Source organism: Streptomyces sp. AMJ-169, from assembly GCF_055597585.1.
Map to the genome: position 1 here is coordinate 877359 of NZ_JBVLTJ010000001.1, position 18297 is coordinate 895655.

Annotated in this window: 13 protein-coding genes and 1 pseudogene; 4 read left to right on the forward strand and 10 right to left on the reverse strand. The window is 73.2% G+C overall.

All coding sequences use genetic code 11. The features are described 5' to 3' along the window. Window positions 1–522 precede the first annotated feature (522 nt). Both ACYUD3_RS03615 and ACYUD3_RS03620 read left to right on the forward strand, forming a co-directional pair. Window positions 523–1827 carry a hypothetical protein gene (locus tag ACYUD3_RS03615; protein WP_470963313.1) on the forward strand — a complete coding sequence of 435 codons (1305 nt, stop codon included), beginning with the start codon at window positions 523–525 and terminating at the stop codon, window positions 1825–1827. A gap of 177 nt (window positions 1828–2004) precedes the next feature. After that, the gene (locus ACYUD3_RS03620; protein WP_470963962.1) at window positions 2005–4023 is read left to right on the forward strand and encodes a phosphocholine-specific phospholipase C; all 2019 of its coding nucleotides are present in this window, start codon (window positions 2005–2007) and stop codon (window positions 4021–4023) included. A 513-nt stretch (window positions 4024–4536) separates the two neighbouring features. Here ACYUD3_RS03620 and ACYUD3_RS03625 read toward each other — a convergent pair. Next, window positions 4537–5353: pseudogene (locus tag ACYUD3_RS03625) on the reverse strand (DMT family protein); the annotation flags it as partial. Further along, window positions 5350–6237, reverse strand: coding sequence for a phosphatase PAP2 family protein (locus tag ACYUD3_RS03630; RefSeq protein ID WP_470963316.1), 888 nt, complete (start codon window positions 6235–6237; stop codon window positions 5350–5352). The gene ACYUD3_RS03630 and the pseudogene ACYUD3_RS03625, both read right to left, overlap by 4 nt. Window positions 6238–6419: 182 nt before the next feature. Between ACYUD3_RS03630 and ACYUD3_RS03635 the strand changes: the two genes are divergently transcribed. Beyond that, window positions 6420–7034: a TetR/AcrR family transcriptional regulator gene (locus ACYUD3_RS03635; RefSeq protein ID WP_470963319.1), complete on the forward strand. Its 615-nt coding sequence runs from the start codon at window positions 6420–6422 to the stop codon at window positions 7032–7034. A 154-nt stretch (window positions 7035–7188) separates the two neighbouring features. On the opposite strand, the gene ACYUD3_RS03640 is transcribed toward ACYUD3_RS03635, so the two are convergent. Continuing rightward, window positions 7189–8409: a DUF2510 domain-containing protein gene (locus ACYUD3_RS03640; protein ID WP_470963322.1), complete on the reverse strand. Its 1221-nt coding sequence runs from the start codon at window positions 8407–8409 to the stop codon at window positions 7189–7191. 297 nt (window positions 8410–8706) lie between these two features. On the opposite strand from ACYUD3_RS03640, the gene ACYUD3_RS03645 reads away from it, so the two are divergent. Beyond that, a complete protein-coding gene (locus tag ACYUD3_RS03645) occupies window positions 8707–11370 on the forward strand; it encodes an ATP-binding protein (RefSeq protein ID WP_470963325.1) in 2664 nt (887 codons plus the stop codon). 325 nt (window positions 11371–11695) lie between these two features. Here the strand turns inward: ACYUD3_RS03645 and pcaDC are convergent, their stop codons facing one another. From pcaDC to ACYUD3_RS03680, 7 genes are all read right to left on the reverse strand, one after another. Continuing rightward, complete coding sequence (gene pcaDC, locus ACYUD3_RS03650; protein ID WP_470963328.1) at window positions 11696–12829, reverse strand: bifunctional 3-oxoadipate enol-lactonase/4-carboxymuconolactone decarboxylase PcaDC; 1134 nt, start codon at window positions 12827–12829, stop codon at window positions 11696–11698. Beyond that, a complete protein-coding gene (gene pcaB / locus ACYUD3_RS03655; protein ID WP_470963965.1) occupies window positions 12826–14199 on the reverse strand; it encodes a 3-carboxy-cis,cis-muconate cycloisomerase in 1374 nt (457 codons plus the stop codon). Before pcaB ends, pcaDC begins: the two co-directional genes overlap by 4 nt. Window positions 14200–14306: 107 nt before the next feature. After that, a complete protein-coding gene (pcaG, locus tag ACYUD3_RS03660) occupies window positions 14307–14909 on the reverse strand; it encodes a protocatechuate 3,4-dioxygenase subunit alpha (RefSeq protein WP_470963331.1) in 603 nt (200 codons plus the stop codon). 3 nt (window positions 14910–14912) lie between these two features. After that, window positions 14913–15686 carry a protocatechuate 3,4-dioxygenase subunit beta gene (gene pcaH / locus ACYUD3_RS03665; RefSeq protein WP_470963334.1) on the reverse strand — a complete coding sequence of 258 codons (774 nt, stop codon included), beginning with the start codon at window positions 15684–15686 and terminating at the stop codon, window positions 14913–14915. 5 nt (window positions 15687–15691) lie between these two features. After that, complete coding sequence (locus ACYUD3_RS03670; protein WP_470963337.1) at window positions 15692–16894, reverse strand: thiolase family protein; 1203 nt, start codon at window positions 16892–16894, stop codon at window positions 15692–15694. Beyond that, window positions 16891–17535 (reverse strand): CoA transferase subunit B, encoded by a 645-nt coding sequence (locus tag ACYUD3_RS03675; protein WP_470963340.1) that lies wholly within the window; start codon window positions 17533–17535, stop codon window positions 16891–16893. Before ACYUD3_RS03675 ends, ACYUD3_RS03670 begins: the two co-directional genes overlap by 4 nt. Beyond that, entirely contained in the window at window positions 17535–18290 is a 756-nt protein-coding gene (locus ACYUD3_RS03680; RefSeq protein ID WP_470963342.1) for a CoA transferase subunit A, read from the reverse strand. Before ACYUD3_RS03680 ends, ACYUD3_RS03675 begins: the two co-directional genes overlap by 1 nt. Between the last annotated feature and the right edge of the window lie 7 nt (window positions 18291–18297).

An 18297-nucleotide genomic window follows, 5' to 3' on the forward strand; every position in this document is an offset into this window, starting at 1 on the left:
CCCCCGGCCTTGGCTGTCTTGGTATCCGGGCCTGGTCGCTCCGGCCTGGTCGCCTTGGTTCGGTCCGGTCCTGGTGGGCCTTGGCCTCCCGGCTCTGGCCGTTTCGGCCCCCGGCCTTGGCTGTCTTGGTATCCGGGCCTGGTCGCTCCGGCCTGGTCGCCTTGGTTCGGTCCGGTCCCGGTGGGCCTTGGCCTCCCGGCCTTGGCCTCCCGGCCTTGGCCTCCCGGCCTTGGCCTCCCGGCCTTGGCCTCCCGGCCTTGGCCTCCCGGCCTTGGCCGTTTCGTCCCCAGGCCTTGGCCGTCTTGGCATTCGGACCTGGTCGCTCCGGCCCGGTCGCCTCGGCTCAGCCCAGCCCAGCCCCGATCGTCCAGCCCCCCAGCCCTGGCCGCCTTGACCCCGGTCGCCCTGGCTCACCCCAGCCCCGCCCGCCCCTGATCCACACCCACCCTCACCCTCGTACACAGCAACCCCCGCCCACCCAGCCCCGCTCAAAGAGCCCCTGTCCAAAGAAAGCCCCGCCCCATGATCCCCCGCCCCCGAAACAGCGACCCCTTAGGCTTCTCGCCCGCCCAAGCCGTCGAGCACGCCGTCTTTCAACTCGGCGTCGCCCCCGAATCCGCCCACCTGCTCCTCCTCCCCGTCTGGCGGGTCGAGGTCCAGGCCGAGGTCACCGCCGCCGAGCCCTACCAGCTCATCGACCGCTACCTGGTCCGGGGCATCGCCGAAGCCGGTCTCACCACCGCCGACGGTCTCGCGGCCTTCTTCGCCCTCGAACCGGCCCTCACCCGCCAGGCCCTCGCCCACCTCCGCGCCATCGGCCATCTCACCGAAACCGACGGCCACTTGAGGCTCACGGAACTCGGCGAACGTTCCCGGGAGGCGGGCCGGAAGTACACGGTCACCGCCGACGACCGCAGGACCGTGCACTTCGACGCGTGGACCGGAACCCCCCTTCCCGAGGGAACTCCCTTCCCCGAAGGAACCCCCCTCCCCGACGGCACGCTTCTCTCCGAAGGCGCCCCCCTCCTGGCGCGCACGCTCCTCTCCGAAGGAACGCCGCTCCCCGAAAGCGCCCCCCGCCCAGAGAACCCCCACCTAGAGAACCCCCGCCCAGAGAACCCCCACCCAGAGAACCCCCACCTCAAAAACACCCCACCCCTCCTGTCCCCCGACCCCTTCCACCCCGCCTCCGTCGCCGCCCTCACCGAACCCGGCGTAGCCGACCCCAAAGCCCTGGCCTGGGACGCCGTCTACCTCCCCGCCTGGGTGCTGCGTACCCGCGACGGCCGGCACCTCGTCTGCACCCGCCCCCACCGAGGCGCCCCCGACCCCGCCCTGAGCCGCGCCCTCGACGCGGCCCCCAGCTGCCTGCCCACCCTGGCCGACGCCGCCGACCGCGCCCGCCGCGCCTTCGCCGAGGAGGCGGCCCGCTGGCTCGGGCGCCGCCGGCTCGCGGGACACACGCCGACAAAAACGACCGGCATCCCCAAGAGCGACGTCCAAGAGAGCAGCGTCCAAGAGAGCAGCGTCCACAAGAGCGACGCCCGAACGACCGGCATCCACCGACTCCCCCTCCCCCCCTCCACCTACCAGCACCCCGACCTCACCCTCGGCTCAGTCATCGTCCTCCCCTCCGGCGGCCTCTTCCAGCTCTGGTGCGACGACCCCGCCACCCGCCAGGACGAACTGACCCGCCGCCTCGCCGCCTACCGCGCGACCCGCCCCCGCGACGCCGAGTCCGTCCGCCGGCAGACGGCAAGACTCGCCGCCCTGCTCGACGTGGACCCCGCCCGCACCACGAACCCCCGTTCGAGGCAGTCGAATTAACCTCCCGTCCACCCCCCTCTTACCCTCCCCCGACCCGCCCTTCCCCGTGCGTACCAGGGAGCTTCACATGCGTGCCATCCGACCCTTCCCCCTCGTTGGACGGTCCTGGAACACTCCTTGCGCGAACGTCCCGTCATGAACCGGCAGGGCGGCAACGCCCAGGTCGAGAGGTCCCCCATGTCCGAAGTCAACCGGCGCAGCTTCCTTCAGCTGGCGGGCGCCACCACGGCGTTCACCGCGCTCTCCGGCAGCATCGCGCGCGCCGCGGAACTGCCCGCGAACCACCGCACCGGGTCGATCGAGGACGTCGAGCACATCGTCGTCCTCATGCAGGAGAACCGCTCCTTCGACCACTACTTCGGGCGGATGAGAGGCGTACGCGGCTTCGGCGACCCGCGTCCGGTCACCACCCGGCAGGACGGCAAGCCCGTCTGGTACCAGTCCGACGGAACGAAGGACCTGCTGCCGTTCCGCCCCGACCACGACGACCTGGGCCTGGCGTTCGTCCAGGACCTGCCGCACGGCTGGAACGACGGCCACGAGGCGTTCAACGGCGGCAAGTACGACAAGTGGGTTCCCTCGAAGGGGTCCACGACGATGGCGTACCTGGAGCGCGGCGACATCCCGTTCCACTACGCGCTCGCCGACGCCTTCACCGTCTGCGACTCCTACCACTGCTCGTTCATCGGCTCGACGGACCCCAACCGCTACTACCTGTGGACGGGTTACACGGGCAACGACGGCAAGGGCGGCGGCCCGGTCCTCGGCAACGACGAGGCCGGCTACTCCTGGACGACGTACCCGGAGCGGCTGGAGAAGGCGGGCGTGTCCTGGAAGATCTACCAGGACGTCGGCGACGGCCTCGACAAGGCGGGCGGCTGGGGCTGGATCCAGGACGCCTACCGGGGCAACTACGGTGACAACTCGCTCCTTTACTTCACCCAGTACCAGAACGCCAAGCCCGGCGACGCCCTGTACGAGAAGGCCCGCACCGGCACCGACGCCAAGCACGGCGAGAGCTACTTCGACCGGCTGAAGAAGGACGTCAAGGCGGACAAGCTCCCGCAGATCTCCTGGATCGCCGCCCCCGAGGCCTTCACCGAGCACCCCAACTGGCCCGCGAACTACGGCGCTTGGTACCTCTCCCAGGTCCTCGACGCGCTCACCTCCAACCCCGAGGTGTGGGCGAAGACGGCCCTGTTCATCACCTACGACGAGAACGACGGCTTCTTCGACCACGTCCTGCCGGTCTTCCCGCAGGCGGGCCGCTCGACCGTCGAGACCGGCCCCGACCTGTTCGGCGGCGACGCGGCCGGCCACGTCGCCGGCCCCTACGGACTCGGCCAGCGCGTCCCGATGCTCGTCATCTCCCCCTGGAGCAAGGGCGGTTACGTCTGCTCCGAGACCTTCGACCACACCTCGGTCATCCGCTTCATGGAGCGCCGCTTCGGCGTCCACGAGCCCAACATCTCCCCCTGGCGGCGTGCGGTCTGCGGCGACCTCACGTCGGCGTTCGACTTCTCCCGCAAGGACGCGAAGCCGGTGCCGCTCCCGGCCACGGACCACTACAAGCCCCTGGACGACAAGCGCCACCCCGACTACGTCCCCACCCCGCCGGCCCACCCCTCCCTGCCCCGGCAGGAGCGCGGCCACCGCCCGACCCGCCCCCTCAAGTACGCGCCCAGCGTGGACGGTTCGGTCACCGCCGGCGCCCTCTCGCTGACCTTCGCGACCGGCACGAAGGCGGGCGGCGCGTTCCTGGTGACGACCCCGGGCGGCGACGTCCGCACGTACACCACCGAGGCCGGCAGGAAGCTCTCGGACACCTTCGCGAGCGGTGCGTACGACCTCACGGTGCACGGTCCGGGCGGTTTCCTCCGCGCCTTCAAGGGGGCGGCGGCGGAGGCGGGAGCGGAGGTCGTGGCCCGGCACGTCGGCGACCATGTGGAGCTGACGTTCACCAACAAGGGCACGAAGACGGTGGAGTTGAAGGTCGCGGACGCCTACCGCGCACGCACCACCACGGTGAAGGTCAAGCCGCGCGCGGTCATCAAGCGGACGGTCGACCTCAACCGGGGCCACCGCTGGTACGACCTCACGGTCACCGAGCAGGGGTCGGCGTTCCTGCGGAGGTTCGCGGGCCACGTGGAGAACGGCCGACCGGGCGTGAGCGACCCGGCGATCGTCACCGAGTAAACGGCACGCCCCGAAAGGGAGTTGCGGAGGGGGGCGAGGTCCGGCGAAACCTCGTCCCCCCTCCAGCCGTTCACCGCGCCGTCAACCGCTCCGGCCCAGCCGCCGGCCGGGGAAGCAGCGCGGGTTCCGCGGACGCCGACTCCGGGCGCAGGGCGAGAACGGCGGCGACGGGGTGCTCGTCGTCGTACGACTCGGCGGCCGACGCATACGACTCGCCGGCCTCCGCGTAGGGCTTGGCGGCCGGCGCGGATTCGGCGGGCGCCTCGGGAACTCCGGCAGGCGTCTCGCGAATTCCGGCGGGCACCTCGGGAACTCCGGCGAGCGCCCCAGAAACCCCGGCGAGCGCCCCGGGAACTCCAGCGGGCGCCTCGCGAACCCCGGCAGGCGCCCCGGGAACTCCGGCGAGCGCCCCGGGAACTCCGGAAGCTGCCCCAGGAACCCCGGCGGACGCCCCGGGAACTCCGGCAGACTCCTCCGCGTTGGACCCTTCAACCCCCCGCGCCAACTCGACCTCCGGCACCGCCTTCGACAACAGCACCACCCCCCAGGACGCCAGCCCCGCCCCCGCCAGCGCGAGCAGGATCCCCGCCGCCCCGCCCTGGAGCCGTTCCCCGAGCAGTGTCAGGCCGATGGCCGCCGCCGCCACCGGGTTCGACAGGGTGACCATCGCCAGCGGTGCCCCGAGACCGCCCCGGTACGCGGTCTGCGACAGCAGCAGCCCCGCCGCCGCGAACGCCGCGACCAGCAGCGCGACCATGGTGATCTGGAGCCCGGAGTCCGCCCCGGTGTGATCCGCGATCGCGACGGTCACCGTCTGTGTCAGCGCCGACGCCACCCCCGACGCGATCCCGGACGCCGCGCCGTGCCGCAGCCCGGGGCGGGCGCCGGGCCTGGCCAGTACCCCGATGAGGGCGATCGTCGTCCCCGCCACGGCCAGCGCCTGCGCCATCCCGAGCCCGCTCTCCGGAGCCGGCCCCGAAGCCGCCGCCAGGATCGCCGCGAGCCCGGCGAGCGTGTAGGCCGTGCCGCGCCACTCACCCGGGGAGACCCGCCGCCCGGCGACCTTGGCCCCCAGCGGCACGGCCGCCACCAGCGTCAGCGCCCCCAGCGGCTGCACCACGGTCAGCGGCCCGTACCGCAGCGACACCACATGCAGCAGCGCCCCGGCCCCGTTCAGCAGCACCGATCCCCACCACGCCGCCCGCCGCAGCAGCCGCAGCACCCCGGCCCCGGAGGACCGCGAGGCCAGCCGCTCCTGCGCGACGGCCGCGGCGGCGTACGCGACGGCGGAGAAGAGGGAGAGGACGACGGCGACGGCAGTGGCGTTCATCGGACCGCCCCCGCCCCGGCGAGCGGCTTCCCCTCAGCCGACGCAGCCGACCCGGCCGACGCAGCCGGCACAGCAGACCCGGCCTCCTCAGCCGACGCAGCCGACCCAGCCACCCCGGCCGGCACAGAGGACCGCACCACCCGCGTCGTCCCCGCCCCCACCCGCGGCATCCGCACGACCGCCAGCGCGAGCCCCAGCAGCGCGCCCGCGGCGATCGCGTCGAGCCAGTAGTGGTTCGCGGTGCCGACGATGACCAGCAGTGTCAGTGCGGGATGCAGCAGCCACAGCCAGCGCCGGCGGGAGCGGGTCGCGGCGATGAGGCCGATCGCGACCATCAGCGCCCAGCCGAAGTGCAGCGACGGCATCGCCGCGAACTGGTTGGAGAGGTGGTCGGTCGAGGGCGGGCCGTAGACGGAGGGGCCGTAGACGCGCGCGGTGTCGACGAGCCCGGTCGCGGCCAGCATCCGGGGCGGGGCCAGCGGGAAGAGGAGGTGTCCGGCGAGGGCGGCGGCCGTGACGGCGGCGAGCACGCGGCGGGCCCACACGTAGTGCGCGGGGCGGCGCAGATAGAGCCAGACCAGGAAGGCCAGCGTCGCCGGGAAGTGGACGGTCGCGTAATAGGTGTTGGCGGCCTTGACCAGCGCGTCGCCGTGCAGCAGCAGATGCTGGAGCGAGACCTCGGAGGGGAGGCGGGCCCAGCGTTCGAAGTCCCAGACGCGGCCCGCGTTGCGGAAGGCCTCGGCGGTGTGCCCCGTGGCCAGCTGGCGGCCGAACTTGTACACGAGGAAGAGCCCTGCGACGAGCAGCAGCTCACGGACTATCGGGGGCCGCGCCGCTGTGGCGCCGGCCCCCGTCTCTGCTCCGGGCGCGGTGCGGGCATTCATCCCCAGGCCTCTTCGTTCACGGTGGTGCACTATCGGTACGATGTCGTACCGATACGCCAGTGTACCGATACGATCGAGTACCGGTACACTTCAGTATCGATTGACGTTCGCCACATTTGATCCGGGAATGGAACCGCCGAACCGGTGAATCCGTTAACAGGCCCGTACAAGGAGAGACCCCGATGACGTCGCAGGCCGCGGAGGGACCCGACTCGGTCGCCGCCTCGCGCCGCTCCAAGATCACGCCCGAGCGCGAGCAGGAGTTCTTCGACGCCGTCCTGGAACAGATCCGGGAGAGCGGGTACGACGCCGTCACGATGGACGGGGTCGCGGCCAGCACCCGGTGCAGCAAGTCCACGCTCTACCGGCAGTGGAAGACCAAGCCGCAGTTCGTCGCGGCGGCCCTGCGCTCCTGCCGCGAGGTCCGCTTCGCCGGCGTCGACACCGGCTCGCTCGCCGGCGACCTGCGCGCGGCGGCCTCGGCCGGGGCGCACTGGGCGGGCAAGGACACCGTCCTCATGCAGGCCCTCGGCCACGCGGTCATGCAGGACCCCGCCCTGCGCCAGGCGCTGCGCGAGGCCCTGGTCGAACCCGAGGTCGAGGCGGTCCGGGAGATCCTGCGGCGCGGTGTCGAGCGCGGCGAGATCCAGGCCGGCCACCCCGCGCTGGAGTTCGTGCCCATCCAGCTCTACGGTGTGCTGCGGGTCCGCCCGGTCCTGGAGGGCAAGGAGGCGGACGCCGACTACCTGCTCAGGTTCGTGGAGGCGGCCGTGCTGCCGGCCCTCGGCCTTACCTAGATCAGGTACAACCAGACCCAGGCCGCCGTCCGAGGGATGACTGGACGCCGGCCTGCGAGCGCCGCACCGTGGGGACGGGGGCGGCGCCACCCCCCGGCCGGGTGGGGTGCCCCTTGAGCGGAGGGGCGCTCCACCCGGCTGATCTGCACACCGCTCAGATCGTACGACCGGTGCCACCGCTGGTGTCCACCTTGATCCCGGTCGTGATCTGGTCGATCACGGTCGCTTTCTGATCGGCGTCGATCCCGAACCGCAGCACCACGAACCGCTTGGTGTCCGCGGGCGCCGGGAACGCCAGCGACTCCACGATCCCGTCCTCGCCCTTGCTGGTCACCGCCTTCCAGCGGACCAGGTACCCCTTCTGTCCGGCGACCGTCACCGCCTGCGAGGCCAGCACCTCGTGCGAGCTGATCTCGCCGTACGAGTCGCCGCCGTAGGACTCTTCGGCGTTCGCGGAGATGTCCGCCTTCGCGACCGCCTCCGCCGTCGCCCCGTTCGTCTTCAGGTACTCGGCCGGCGCCGAGTAGACACCGCCCTTGGTGCACGACTTCGTGGTGTCACCGGGGCAGGGGTAAGAAGAGTCGGACGAGATCTGCGCGCCGATCGTGATCTGCTGGCCCGTCCAGCCGGCCGGGATCGGGATGCTGATCCCGTTCAGCGCGTCGGTGACGGAACCGCTCTTGAGCTTCGGGGCCTCGGACTCCTGGGGGCTGGGGGTTGCCCCACCGGAACCACCGGAACCGCCGGAACCATCGCTGCCGCCATTGCCCCCATTGCCGCCATTGCCGAACGGCCCGCCCTGTCCGCCCGGTCCCTGAGCCGTACCGGTGGTGCCGCTGTCGCTCTTGCCGAGCGCGTAGACGCCGACGCCGATGCTCACGAGCACCGCGGCGGCCACCGCGATGGCTATCCCCATCCGCAGCCCCAGCCGGGATTCGCCGGGCGGGGGCTGGACGGGGTACGAGGGGTAGGGGTCCACGCCTTGACCGACGCCTTGAACGGGCGCCGCGCCTTGAACGGGTGCCGCGCCTTGAACAGGGCTCGCCAGCGTCTCCGGTGCCGGGAACCCGGAGTCGGGGGAGCCGTGAGGAACCGGAGGGAGGGGCGCCGTTTCCGCGCCGGGCGTCTTGTCCAGTCGTACGGTCTCGGCGGGAGCGGCGTCGGAAGGGGGCGCTTCCGCGCTTGGCGCCGGGTCCGTCGCCGGCGTCGTATCGATGGGCGTCGGTTCCGTCGCCGGCGTCGGAGTCTGTGTGCCCCCGGCCGCCCGGATCCGCTCCGTCCATGTGTCGCCGTCCCACCACCGTTCGGTGGGAGGGCCGTCGCTTGTCTGTCCCGGGTCGGGGTACCAGCCGGGAGGAGGAGTCACCTGCGTCATGGTCCCACCGTATGAGGCGTCGGTGAAAGGCGGATGAGAGGAGTCCGCGCGGGGGCGCGAGGCCGCTCGGGTATGCCCCGGGCATGGCGCGATTTCGCTGTCAATTGCACCGTCAATCCGCCGCCGGGCTACGGGCGTTGACACTTGCGGCCGCCCTGCGCAGGCCGCACGTGCCCGGCCCGCCCGCGCGCCGTCACCCGGGCGGGCAACACCTGGCCGGTCCGTGCCGCCTCAGCGCCCGCGGCCCGCTACGCTCAAGGTTTGTACGTCGTTCGGGCGACTTGGGGAGGTGGCGGGATGACGGAGGTACGGCCGGCGGCGGCTCCCTCGGCTGCCCTGCGGGAGCGCGAGGCGGAGCTCGCGACCATCACACGCGCGGTCGAGGAACTGCGCACGGGCCGCGCGTCCACGGGCCGGCTCCTCGTCCTCAAGGGCGAGGCGGGGCTCGGGAAGACCGCGCTGCTGGCCGAGACCCGCCGTATCGCGGAGGCCGGGAAATGCACGGTCTGGTCGGCCCGCGCCGGCGAGACCCTGCGCTCGGTCCCCTTCCACGTCGTCCGCCAGCTCCTCCAGCCCGCCCTGCTGTCGCTGCTGGAGGAGGAGGCCCGCGAGTACCTCGGCGACTGGTACGACATCGCCGGACCCGCCCTCGGCATCGCCGAGCCCGCGCCGCAGCCCGCCGACCCGCAGGGCGTGTGCGACGGCCTGGTCGCCGCCGTACGCCGGATCGCCGTGCGGGACTTCCCGCTGGTGCTGCTGGTCGACGACGCGCACTGGGCCGACCAGGAGACCCTGCGCTGGCTGGCCGCGTTCGCCGAACGGCTCGCGGATCTGTCCGTGCTCCTCGTCGTCGCCCACCGGCCCGGCGAGTCCGACGAGGAGGGCGTCCGCCATCTCGCGGTCGTCGACGCCGTCGCCGGGGAGTCCGTGCACGCCCTCAAAGCGCTCTCCCCGGACTCCGTCGCCGAACTCACCCGGGCCACGCTCGGCGCGCACGCGGACGCCCCGTTCTGCCGCGAGGTGTGGGCCGTCACCGGCGGCAACCCCTACTACACCGTCGAACTCCTCGCCAAGGTCGGCGACCGCGAGCTCGCGCCGACCGAGACGACCGCCGCCGAACTGCGCACCATCAACAAGACCGCCCGCGACAACGGCTTCCTCGCCCACCTCGAAGGGCTCGGCATCGAGGCCACCCGGTTCGCGTGGGCCGCCGCCATCCTCGGCACCGGCATCTCCATAGACCAGGCCGCCGGCATGGCGGGACTCGGCCGCGACCAGGCCCTGGCCTGCGTCGAGGTCCTGCGCTCGGCCCGCATCCTCACCTCGCCGGGCCCCGAGGACGACGGCGAACTCGTCTTCGTGCACCCGCTGATCGCCACCGCCGTCTACAGCAACATCCCCGACTTCCTGCGCGGCGCGATGCACGGCGTGGCCGCCAAGGTCGTCCTCGGCGCGGGCCGGGGCATCGCCGCCGCCTCCCGGCACCTCCTCCAGGTCCACCCCGAGGGCGACCCCGACCTGGTCGAGCAGCTGCGCGAGGCGGCGGCGGCCCACCTCGCCGTCGGCGCCCCCGACGCGGCCCGCCGCTGCCTGGAACGTGCCCTGGAGGAGCCGCCCACCCAGGAGATCCACGCGCACGTCCTGTACGAGCTCGGCAGCGCGGGCCTCCTCACCTCGCCCGCCCAGACCATCGCCCACCTGCGCGCCGCCCTCGCCCTGCCGGGACTCGACGGCACCCTGCGCGTCGACGCCGTCCACCGCCTCTCCCAGGCCCTGCTGCACAACAACGAGCTGGACGAGGCCGTCCGCACCGTCCAGACCGAGGCGCTGCGGCACGAACCGGGGCCCGCGCGGATGCGGCTGACGGCCGTGCAGTTCATGTGGGAGGGGCTGTACCCCGGCGAGGCCGCTGCGCCCGGGCGCTCCGAGCAGCTCGCCGCCCTCGCCGCGACCTGCACGGGACGCGACAACAGCGAGCGCGCGCTGCTCATCCTGCGCGGCTTTGACGCGATGTGCCGGGGTGAGAACGCCGAGGAGGTCGCCGAGCTGTGCGACCGCTCCCTGGTCAACGGCAGCCTCGCGCACGGCCTCGGGTGGACCGACCCCGAATGGGGTCTCGAACTGCCGATGATGCTGGCGTCGGCCTACGCCTACACCGACCGCCTCGACCGCGCGGACGCCCTCTTCAACGAGGCCCTGCGCGCCTACACCTCCGCCGGCTGGAGCGGCGGCCATCTCTCCCTGGCCCACGCCTACTTGGGCCTCGGGCTGCGCCGCCGGGGGCGGCTGCGCGAGGCGGAGGAGTCCCTGCGTGAATCGCTGCGGCTCGCCGAACGGGTGGGTCGGGGGCTGCCGTTGTACTGGTCGGCGATCTGCAACCTGGTCGACGTCCTGCTGGCCCGCGGCCATGTCGACGAGGCCTGGAGCATGGCCGAGCAGTACGACTTCACGCCGCCCTACCCCTCGACGATCGTCCTCCCCGACCCGCGCTCCGTCCGGGGCCGCCTGCTGCTCGCGGTGGGCCGCACCGCGGAGGGCGTCAACGAGCTGGAGGAGGCCGAGAAGGCCGCGGCGGCGAGAGGCCATTCGAACCCGGTCCTCGTCCCCTGGGCCGCCGACCTGGCCCGCGCCCTGTCGACCGAAGACCCCGCTCGCGCGGCCCAGTTGGCCCTGGACCTCCGCCGCCGCGCCGAACGCCTCGGCACGGACACGGCGATCGGCGAGGCGCTGCGGTGCGCGGCGGCGCTGGAGACGGGCCCGCGAGCGGTACGCCTGGCGGCGCAGGCGGCGACGTACCTGGAGGCTTCGCCTTGCCAGTACGAGCATGCGGCGGCGCGGATCGAGCATGGGGTGCTGGCACGGTCGGCGGTGGAGCTGCGGCGGGGGTTGGATCTGGCGCGGGCGTGTGGGGCGGATGGGTTGGTGGGGATGGGGGAGAGGGCGTTGGAGGGGTTGGGGTAGGGGGCGGGTTTGCGGTGTGCGGCGGGGTGTGTGCGGGCGCGGGGCTTTGACGGCGGTGTCGGCTTTACGGCGTGCGCCGGGCTGTGCGGCGGGTGCGGGGCGTGACGGCGGCGTCGGCTTTGCGGTGCGCGTCGGTCTGCGTGGCGGGCTCGTGTCGTGACGGCGGTGTCGGCTGTGCGGTGTGCGCCGGGCTGTGCGGCGGGCGCGGGGGCTGACGGTGGCGTCGGCTGTGCGGCGGGCTCGCGTCGGGACGGCCGCCTCGGCTCTCGCGGGACGCCGTCGGGCATGTCTCCGGGGCGGCGCCGGTGACAGCCCCGCCCCCCGCCTAACTCCCTCGATCAGCCCCCTCTTCCTCCTCCAGCACCCGCTGGGCCACGGCGAACGCTGAATTTGCCGCGGGGACTCCGCAGTACACCGCCGACTGGAGGAGGACCGCTCCGATCTCCTCCGGGGAGAGGCCGTTGCGGCGGGCCGCGCGGATGTGCATGGCCAGCTCGTCGTAGTGGCCGTGGGCGATCAGCGCCGTCAGCGTGATGAGGCTGCGCTCACGGCGGGACAGGGTCGGGTCGGTCCAGATCTCGCCCCAGGCGTAGCGGGAGATGAAGTCCTGGAACCGGGCGGTGAACGGGGACTGGCGAGCTTGGGCGCGGTCCACGTGGGCGTCGCCCAGGACCTCGCGGCGTACGGCCATGCCCTGCGTCGCGCCGCCCCCGAGATGCGCGCGCAGCGCGGTCAGCACGGCGCGCGGGCACTGCGCGGGCGCCAGATGCGAGGCCCCCGGCAACTCGGTCAGCGCGGCGGAGGGCACGGCGTCGGCGATCTCCCGCAGATGCGCGGGCGGCGTCGCCGGATCCTGCCGCCCGGCGATCAGCAGCGTACGCGCGCGGATCTCACCGAGCCGGTCGCGCAGATCGTAGGCGGCGAGGGCGTCACAGCAGGCGGCGTACGCCTCCGGATCTGTCTCGGCCTGGTCGCGCAGCAGCGCGGGGACGGTGAAGTCCCCGGCGAACCAACGGGAGTTGGCGCTACCGATCAGCCAGTCGACACCCTCGCGCCGGACCCGCTCGGCCCGCTCCTCCCACGGCTTCGCCCCGTTGAAGTGCGCCGACGAACAGATCACCGCCAGCGACTCGACCCGCTCGGGATGATCGACGGCTAGCTGCATCCCGACGGCCCCGCCGAGCGACACCCCGGCGTACGCGAACCGCTCGATGCCGAGGGAGTCGGCGAGCTGGATCACCAGGGACGCCAAGTCGCTGACGGTGGCGCCCGCTTGGATGAGACCGGGCGCGCTCCCGCCGTGCCCCGGCAGCTCCCACCGCACCACCCGGTGCGTGACGGACAGCTCCGGCGCGACCTCGTCCCACAACCCGGACGACGTCCCCAGCGAGGGCCCGAGCAGCAGCGCGGGCGCGGAAGGCGAGCCCTCGATACGGCAGTCGATCAGCTTCTCGGTCAACGTCGCTCCAGCGCACGGTCGGTGAGGACACCGGCGTAGCCGGTGTAACGGGTCGGGTCGACGAGGTCGTCGAGGTCGATGTCCTTCAACTCGGGCTCGGCGGCGAGGAGTTCGGCCAGCGACCGGCCCTCCGTGTACGTCCGCCCCGCGAGCGAGGTCAGCAGTTCCTTGGCCCGCGCCCGCCCGAGCACCACCGCCAGCTCGGCCGACAGCCGCTCCGAGACGATCAACCCGTGGGTGAGATCGAGGTGTTGACGCATCACCTCCGGCCGGACCCGCAGCCCCGCGAAGAGCTCCACGGCGTCCCGCGCGGCCCCGCCGACCAGCCGCAGCAGATCACGCAGCGGCTCCCACTCGGCGTGCCACGCCCCGGCCGGCCGCTCGTCCTCCGCGAGCAGCGCCCCGTACAGCGTGGCCGCGAGCTGCGGCGCGCGGCGGGCGGCGGCGACGATCAGGGTGGAGCGCACGGGGTTCGCCTTGTGCGGCATCGCCGAGGAGCCGCCGCCGCTGCCCTCCGCCAGCTCCCCGATCTCCGTGCGCGCCAGCGTCAGCACGTCGAGGGCCGGTTTGCCGAGCGCCCCCGCCGTGAGCGCCAGCGCCCCGGCCAGCTCCGCGACCGGCGTGCGCAGCGTATGCCACGGCAACTCCGGCGCTTTGAGGCCGAGTTCGGCCGCGTACGCCGCCGGCAGCGCCGTCGCGTCCGCCGCGCCGTACGCCCCGAACGCCGCCAACGTCCCTGCCGCGCCGCCGAGTTGGGCCGGGAGGGAGTGGCGTACGGTCTGGAGGCGGTCGCGGGCGTCGAGGAGGAGGGAGCGCCAGCCGGCCGCCTTGAGGCCGAAGGTGGTGGGGACGGCGTGCTGGGTGAGGGTGCGGGCGGGCAGGGGGGTGTCGCGGTGGGCGGCGGCCAGCGTCGCGAGCGTCCGCTGGGCGCGGTCGAGGTCGGCCAGGATCAGGTCGAGGGCGCGGGCCGCGACCAGCATCGTCGCCGTGTCCATGATGTCCTGGCTGGTCGCGCCCCGGTGGACGTACGGGCCGTGCTCCGCGCCGACCGCCTCGGTGAGGTCCGCGACCAGCGGGATCACCGGGTTGCCGCCCGCGCGGGCCCGCTCGGCGAGGGAGCGGACATCGAAGCGGGCGGGGTCGGCGGCCTCGGTGACAGCCGTCGCCGCCGCCCGGGGAGCCAGCCCCCGCGCGGCCTGCACACGGGTCAGGGCGGCCTCGGCGTCGAGAAGGGCCCGGAGGTAGGCGCGGTCGCTGGTCGCCTCGGCGACGGGGGAGGCGGTCCAGCCGGGGGCGAGGAGGCTGGAGTCGGGGGCGGCGAGGGGGGTGCCGGTGTCGGCGCTGCCGAGGGGGCCGGCGCCGGGGGCGATGCCCGCGTCGGCGTCGGCCGCCTCACCGGCTCCGCCGATGCCGTCGGCTCTGCCAGTCCCGCCGATGCCGCCGTCGGCCCCCGCCCCGGACCCCGTCCCCGGACGCGTCACTGGAACTCCAGGAAGACCGTCTCGCCCTCGCCCTGCAACCGTACGTCGAAGCGGTAGCCGCCCGTCGCCTCGGTCGCGATCAGGGTCGCCCGGCGGTCGGGGGCCAGCCCGGCCAGCAGCGGGTCGGCGGTGTGCGCGGACTCGTCGCCCGGGAGGTAGATCCGCGTGTACAGGTGCGTCAGCAGCCCGCGCGCGAACACGCACACGCTCAGGTACGGCGCACTCGCCCCGCGCGCGCCGGGCCGCAGCGTACGCGCCGTCCAGTGCCCGTTGGTGTCGGTCTGGACGCGGCCCCAGCCGGTGAACTCCACGCCGTTGCGGCCGAGGAACCCGCCGCTCGCGGGGTCGCGCCGCATCGAGCCGTCGACCTGGGGGAGGTTGCCCTCCGGGTCGGCGCCCCACAGCTCCAGGAACGCGTCCGGCAGCGGATCGCCCTGGCCGTCGTACACGTATCCCTGGAGCGTCACCGTGTCCGGGTGGCCCAGGGGCGCGATGTCGCCGCCGCCGGGGAAGGGCAGCGCGTGGCCGTAGAACGGGCCCACCGTGTGCGACGGGGTCGGCAGCACGGTCTCCGGGCGGCTCGTGTCGATCTTCGTCATGGTTCAGCGCCCCTCTTCCATCCAGGTGGCCCGCGGGCCGTCGAGCACGATGTCCCAGTGGTAGCCCATCGAGAACTCCGGGACCGACAGGCTGTGGTCGTACGTCGCCACCAGCCGCTGGCGGGCCGCGTCGTCGGTGACCGACTGGATGATCGGGTCGTAGGGGAACAGCGGGTCGCTCGGGAAGTACATCTGCGTGATCAGCCGCTGCGTGAACGCCGAGCCGAACAGCGAGAAGTGGATGTGCGCCGGCCGCCACGCGTTGAGGTGCTGCCGCCAGGGGTAGGGGCCCGGCTGGACGGTCGTGAAGCTGTAGAACCCGCTGTCGTCGGTGAGGGTGCGGCCCACGCCGGTGAAGTTCGGGTCCAGCGGCGCGTCGTGCTGCTCGCGCTGGTGCGCGTACCGGCCCGCCGAGTTGGCCTGCCAGATCTCGACCAGCTGGCCGCGCAGCGCCCGCCCGTCGCGGTCGAGCAGCCGCCCCGACACGGTGATCCGCTCCCCTATGGGCTCCCCGTTGTGCTGCCGGGTGAGGTCGTTGTCGATCTCGGTGATGTCCCGCTCCCCGAACGCGGGGGAGGCCAGCTCGACCAGCTCGGGGTCCTTGCTGGTGTCTATCGCGACCAGGGGCTGCTGGGGGTGGCGCAGGACCGAGGAGCGGTAGGGGGCGTAGTCGCGGCGCGGGTGGTGTTCCACGGGCGCGCCGTCGGCGACGCGTTTCTCGTACGCGGCGTGCTCGGCGGCGATCTCGGCGTCGATGTCGTGCTGGGTGAGAGTCATGGTCCTTACCGTTCGAGTACGAGGGCGAGGCCCTGGCCGACGCCGATGCAGAGGGTGGCGACGCCGACGCCGGTGCCCTTGCGGGCGAGCTGGTGGGCGACGGTCCCGGCGAGGCGGGCTCCGGAGGCGCCGAGGGGGTGGCCCAGCGCGATGGCGCCGCCCTGGGGGTTGAGGACCGCCGGGTCGAACTCGGGCCACTCGGCGACACAGCCCAGCACCTGGGCGGCGAACGCCTCGTTCAGCTCCAGCACCGACAGGTCCCCGAAGCCCTTGCCGGCCTTGGCGAGCGCGCGGTGCACCGCTTCCACGGGGGCGAGCCCGAAGTAGTGCGGGTCGATCGCGGAGACCCCGGTCGCCGAGACCCGCGCGAGGGGCTCCTTGCCGGTCGCCCGCAGTCCCTCCTCGTCGGTGAGCAGCAGCGCCGCCGCCCCGTCGTTGAGGGGCGAGGCGTTGCCCGCCGTGACGGTCCCGCCCTCGGCGCGGAACGACGGCTTCAGCCTGGCCATGGCGGCTAGGGAGGCGTCGGGGCGTACGCACTCGTCGGCGCCGAAGACGACCGGGTCGCCCTTGCGCTGCGGGATGGACACCGGGGCCAACTCGGCGTCGAACAGGCCCTGTCGCTGGGCCTGGGCGGCCTTCTGGTGCGAGGCCAGCGCGAACTCGTCCTGCTGCTCACGGCTGATCTTGTGCTTGTCGGCGATCAGCTCGGCGGACTCGCCCAGCGGGATGGTCCACTGCGGGTCCATCTTCGGGTTGGTCATCCGCCAGCCCAGGGTCGTCGAGTACAGCTCGGTGTGCCCGGCGGGGAACGGCTTGTCGTTCTTCGGCAGGACATAGGGCGCGCGGGTCATGGACTCGACCCCGCCCGCGACGACGACGGAGGCGTCCCCGACGGCGATCGCGCGGGCCGCCTGGATCACCGCCTCAAGTCCGGACGCGCACAGCCGGTTGACGCTCACCCCGGGGACGGAGGTCGGCAGCCCCGCCAGGAGCGCGGCCATCCGGCCGACGTTGCGGTTCTCCTCGCCCGCGCCGTTGGCGTTGCCGAAGTACACGTCCTCGACCTTCGCCGGGTCCAGGTCCGGGGTGCGGGCGATCAGTTCACGGATCGCGTGCGCGGCGAGGTCGTCCGGGCGGACTCCGGAGAGGCCGCCGTTGTAGCGCCCGATCGGGGTCCGGACGGCGTCGACGATGTAGACGTCCTTCACAGCAGGTCCTCCGCGACGGTCAGCTTGGCATCGGTCTTGGCGATCACTTCGTCGACCGGGACACCGGGGGCCGTCTCGGTCAGCACCAGCCCCTCGGCCGTGACCTCCAGGACACCGAGGTCGGTGATGATCCGGTTCACGCACCCCTTGCCGGTCAGCGGCAGCGCGCACTCGGCGAGGATCTTCGGCGAGCCGTCCTTCGCGGTGTGCGTCATGACGACGATCACCGTCCGCGCCCCGTGCACGAGGTCCATCGCGCCGCCGATCCCCGTGACCAGCTTGCCGGGGATCGCCCAGTTGGCGAGGTCGCCCTTCTCGGACACCTGCATCGCGCCCAGCACGGCGACGTCGATGTGCCCGCCCCGGATCATCCCGAAGGACAGCGCCGAGTCGAAGAAGGAGGCGCCCGGCAGGACCGTCACCGTCTCCTTGCCCGCGTTGATGAGGTCCGGGTCGACGGCGTCCTCGGCGGGGTACGGGCCGGTGCCCAGGATGCCGTTCTCCGACTCCAGGATGACCTCGACGCCTTCGGGGAGGTAGTTCGGGATCAGCGTCGGCAGGCCGATCCCCAGATTGACGTAGCTGCCGTCCGGCAGCTCGCGCGCCGCCCGCGCGGCCATCTCCTCGCGTGTCCAGGCCATCAGCTGCTCACCGTCCGCTGCTCGATCTTCTTGTCGGCGGCCTGCTCCGGCGTCAGGGCCACCACCCGCTGCACGAAGATCCCCGGCAGATGCACCGCGTCCGGCTCGATCTCCCCGGGCTCGACCAGCTCTTCCACCTCGGCGACCGTGACCCGGCCGGCCATCGCCGCCAGGGGGTTGAAGTTGCGGGAGGCCTTGTTGAACACCAGGTTCCCGTGCCGGTCGCCCTTGGCCGCGCGGACCAGCGCGAAGTCCGTACGGATCGCCCGCTCCAGCACGTACTCCACCCCGTCGAACTCGCGCACCTCCTTCGGCGGCGACGCCAGCGCGACCCCGCCCGAGCCGTCGTAGCGCCAGGGCAGACCGCCCTCCGCGACCTGCGTGCCCACCCCGGCCGGGGTGAAGAAGGCCGGGATGCCCGCGCCGCCCGCGCGCAGCCGCTCCGCCAGCGTGCCCTGCGGGATCAGCTCCAGCTCCAGCTCGCCCGCCAGGTACTGGCGCGCGAACTCCTTGTTCGCCCCGATGTAGGAGCCGGTCACCCGCGCGATGCGGCCCGCCGCCAGGAGCACCGCCAGCCCCGTGTCCATCGCGCCGCAGTTGTTGGAGACCACCGACAGACCGCCCGTACCCCGCTCGAAGAGCGCCTCGATCAGCACGTTCGGCACACCGCTCAGGCCGAACCCGCCCACCGCGAGCGACGCGCCCTCCGGCACATCGGCCACTGCCTCCCGGGCTGTGGCGACCACCTTGTCCATCCCTGCC

Excerpts from the sequence above, each read along its gene's own strand:
- ACYUD3_RS03615 (WP_470963313.1), top strand. The coding sequence starts at position 523 with ATGATCCCCCGCCCCCGAAACAGCGACCCCTTAGGCTTCTCGCCCGCC.
- ACYUD3_RS03620 (WP_470963962.1), top strand. The coding sequence starts at position 2,005 with ATGTCCGAAGTCAACCGGCGCAGCTTCCTTCAGCTGGCGGGCGCCACC.
- ACYUD3_RS03630 (WP_470963316.1), bottom strand. The coding sequence starts at position 6,237 with ATGAATGCCCGCACCGCGCCCGGAGCAGAGACGGGGGCCGGCGCCACA.
- ACYUD3_RS03635 (WP_470963319.1), top strand. The coding sequence starts at position 6,420 with ATGACGTCGCAGGCCGCGGAGGGACCCGACTCGGTCGCCGCCTCGCGC.
- ACYUD3_RS03640 (WP_470963322.1), bottom strand. The coding sequence starts at position 8,409 with ATGACGCAGGTGACTCCTCCTCCCGGCTGGTACCCCGACCCGGGACAG.
- ACYUD3_RS03645 (WP_470963325.1), top strand. The coding sequence starts at position 8,707 with ATGACGGAGGTACGGCCGGCGGCGGCTCCCTCGGCTGCCCTGCGGGAG.
- pcaG (WP_470963331.1), bottom strand. The coding sequence starts at position 14,909 with ATGACGAAGATCGACACGAGCCGCCCGGAGACCGTGCTGCCGACCCCG.
- pcaH (WP_470963334.1), bottom strand. The coding sequence starts at position 15,686 with ATGACTCTCACCCAGCACGACATCGACGCCGAGATCGCCGCCGAGCAC.
- ACYUD3_RS03675 (WP_470963340.1), bottom strand. The coding sequence starts at position 17,535 with ATGGCCTGGACACGCGAGGAGATGGCCGCGCGGGCGGCGCGCGAGCTG.
- ACYUD3_RS03680 (WP_470963342.1), bottom strand. The coding sequence starts at position 18,290 with ATGGACAAGGTGGTCGCCACAGCCCGGGAGGCAGTGGCCGATGTGCCG.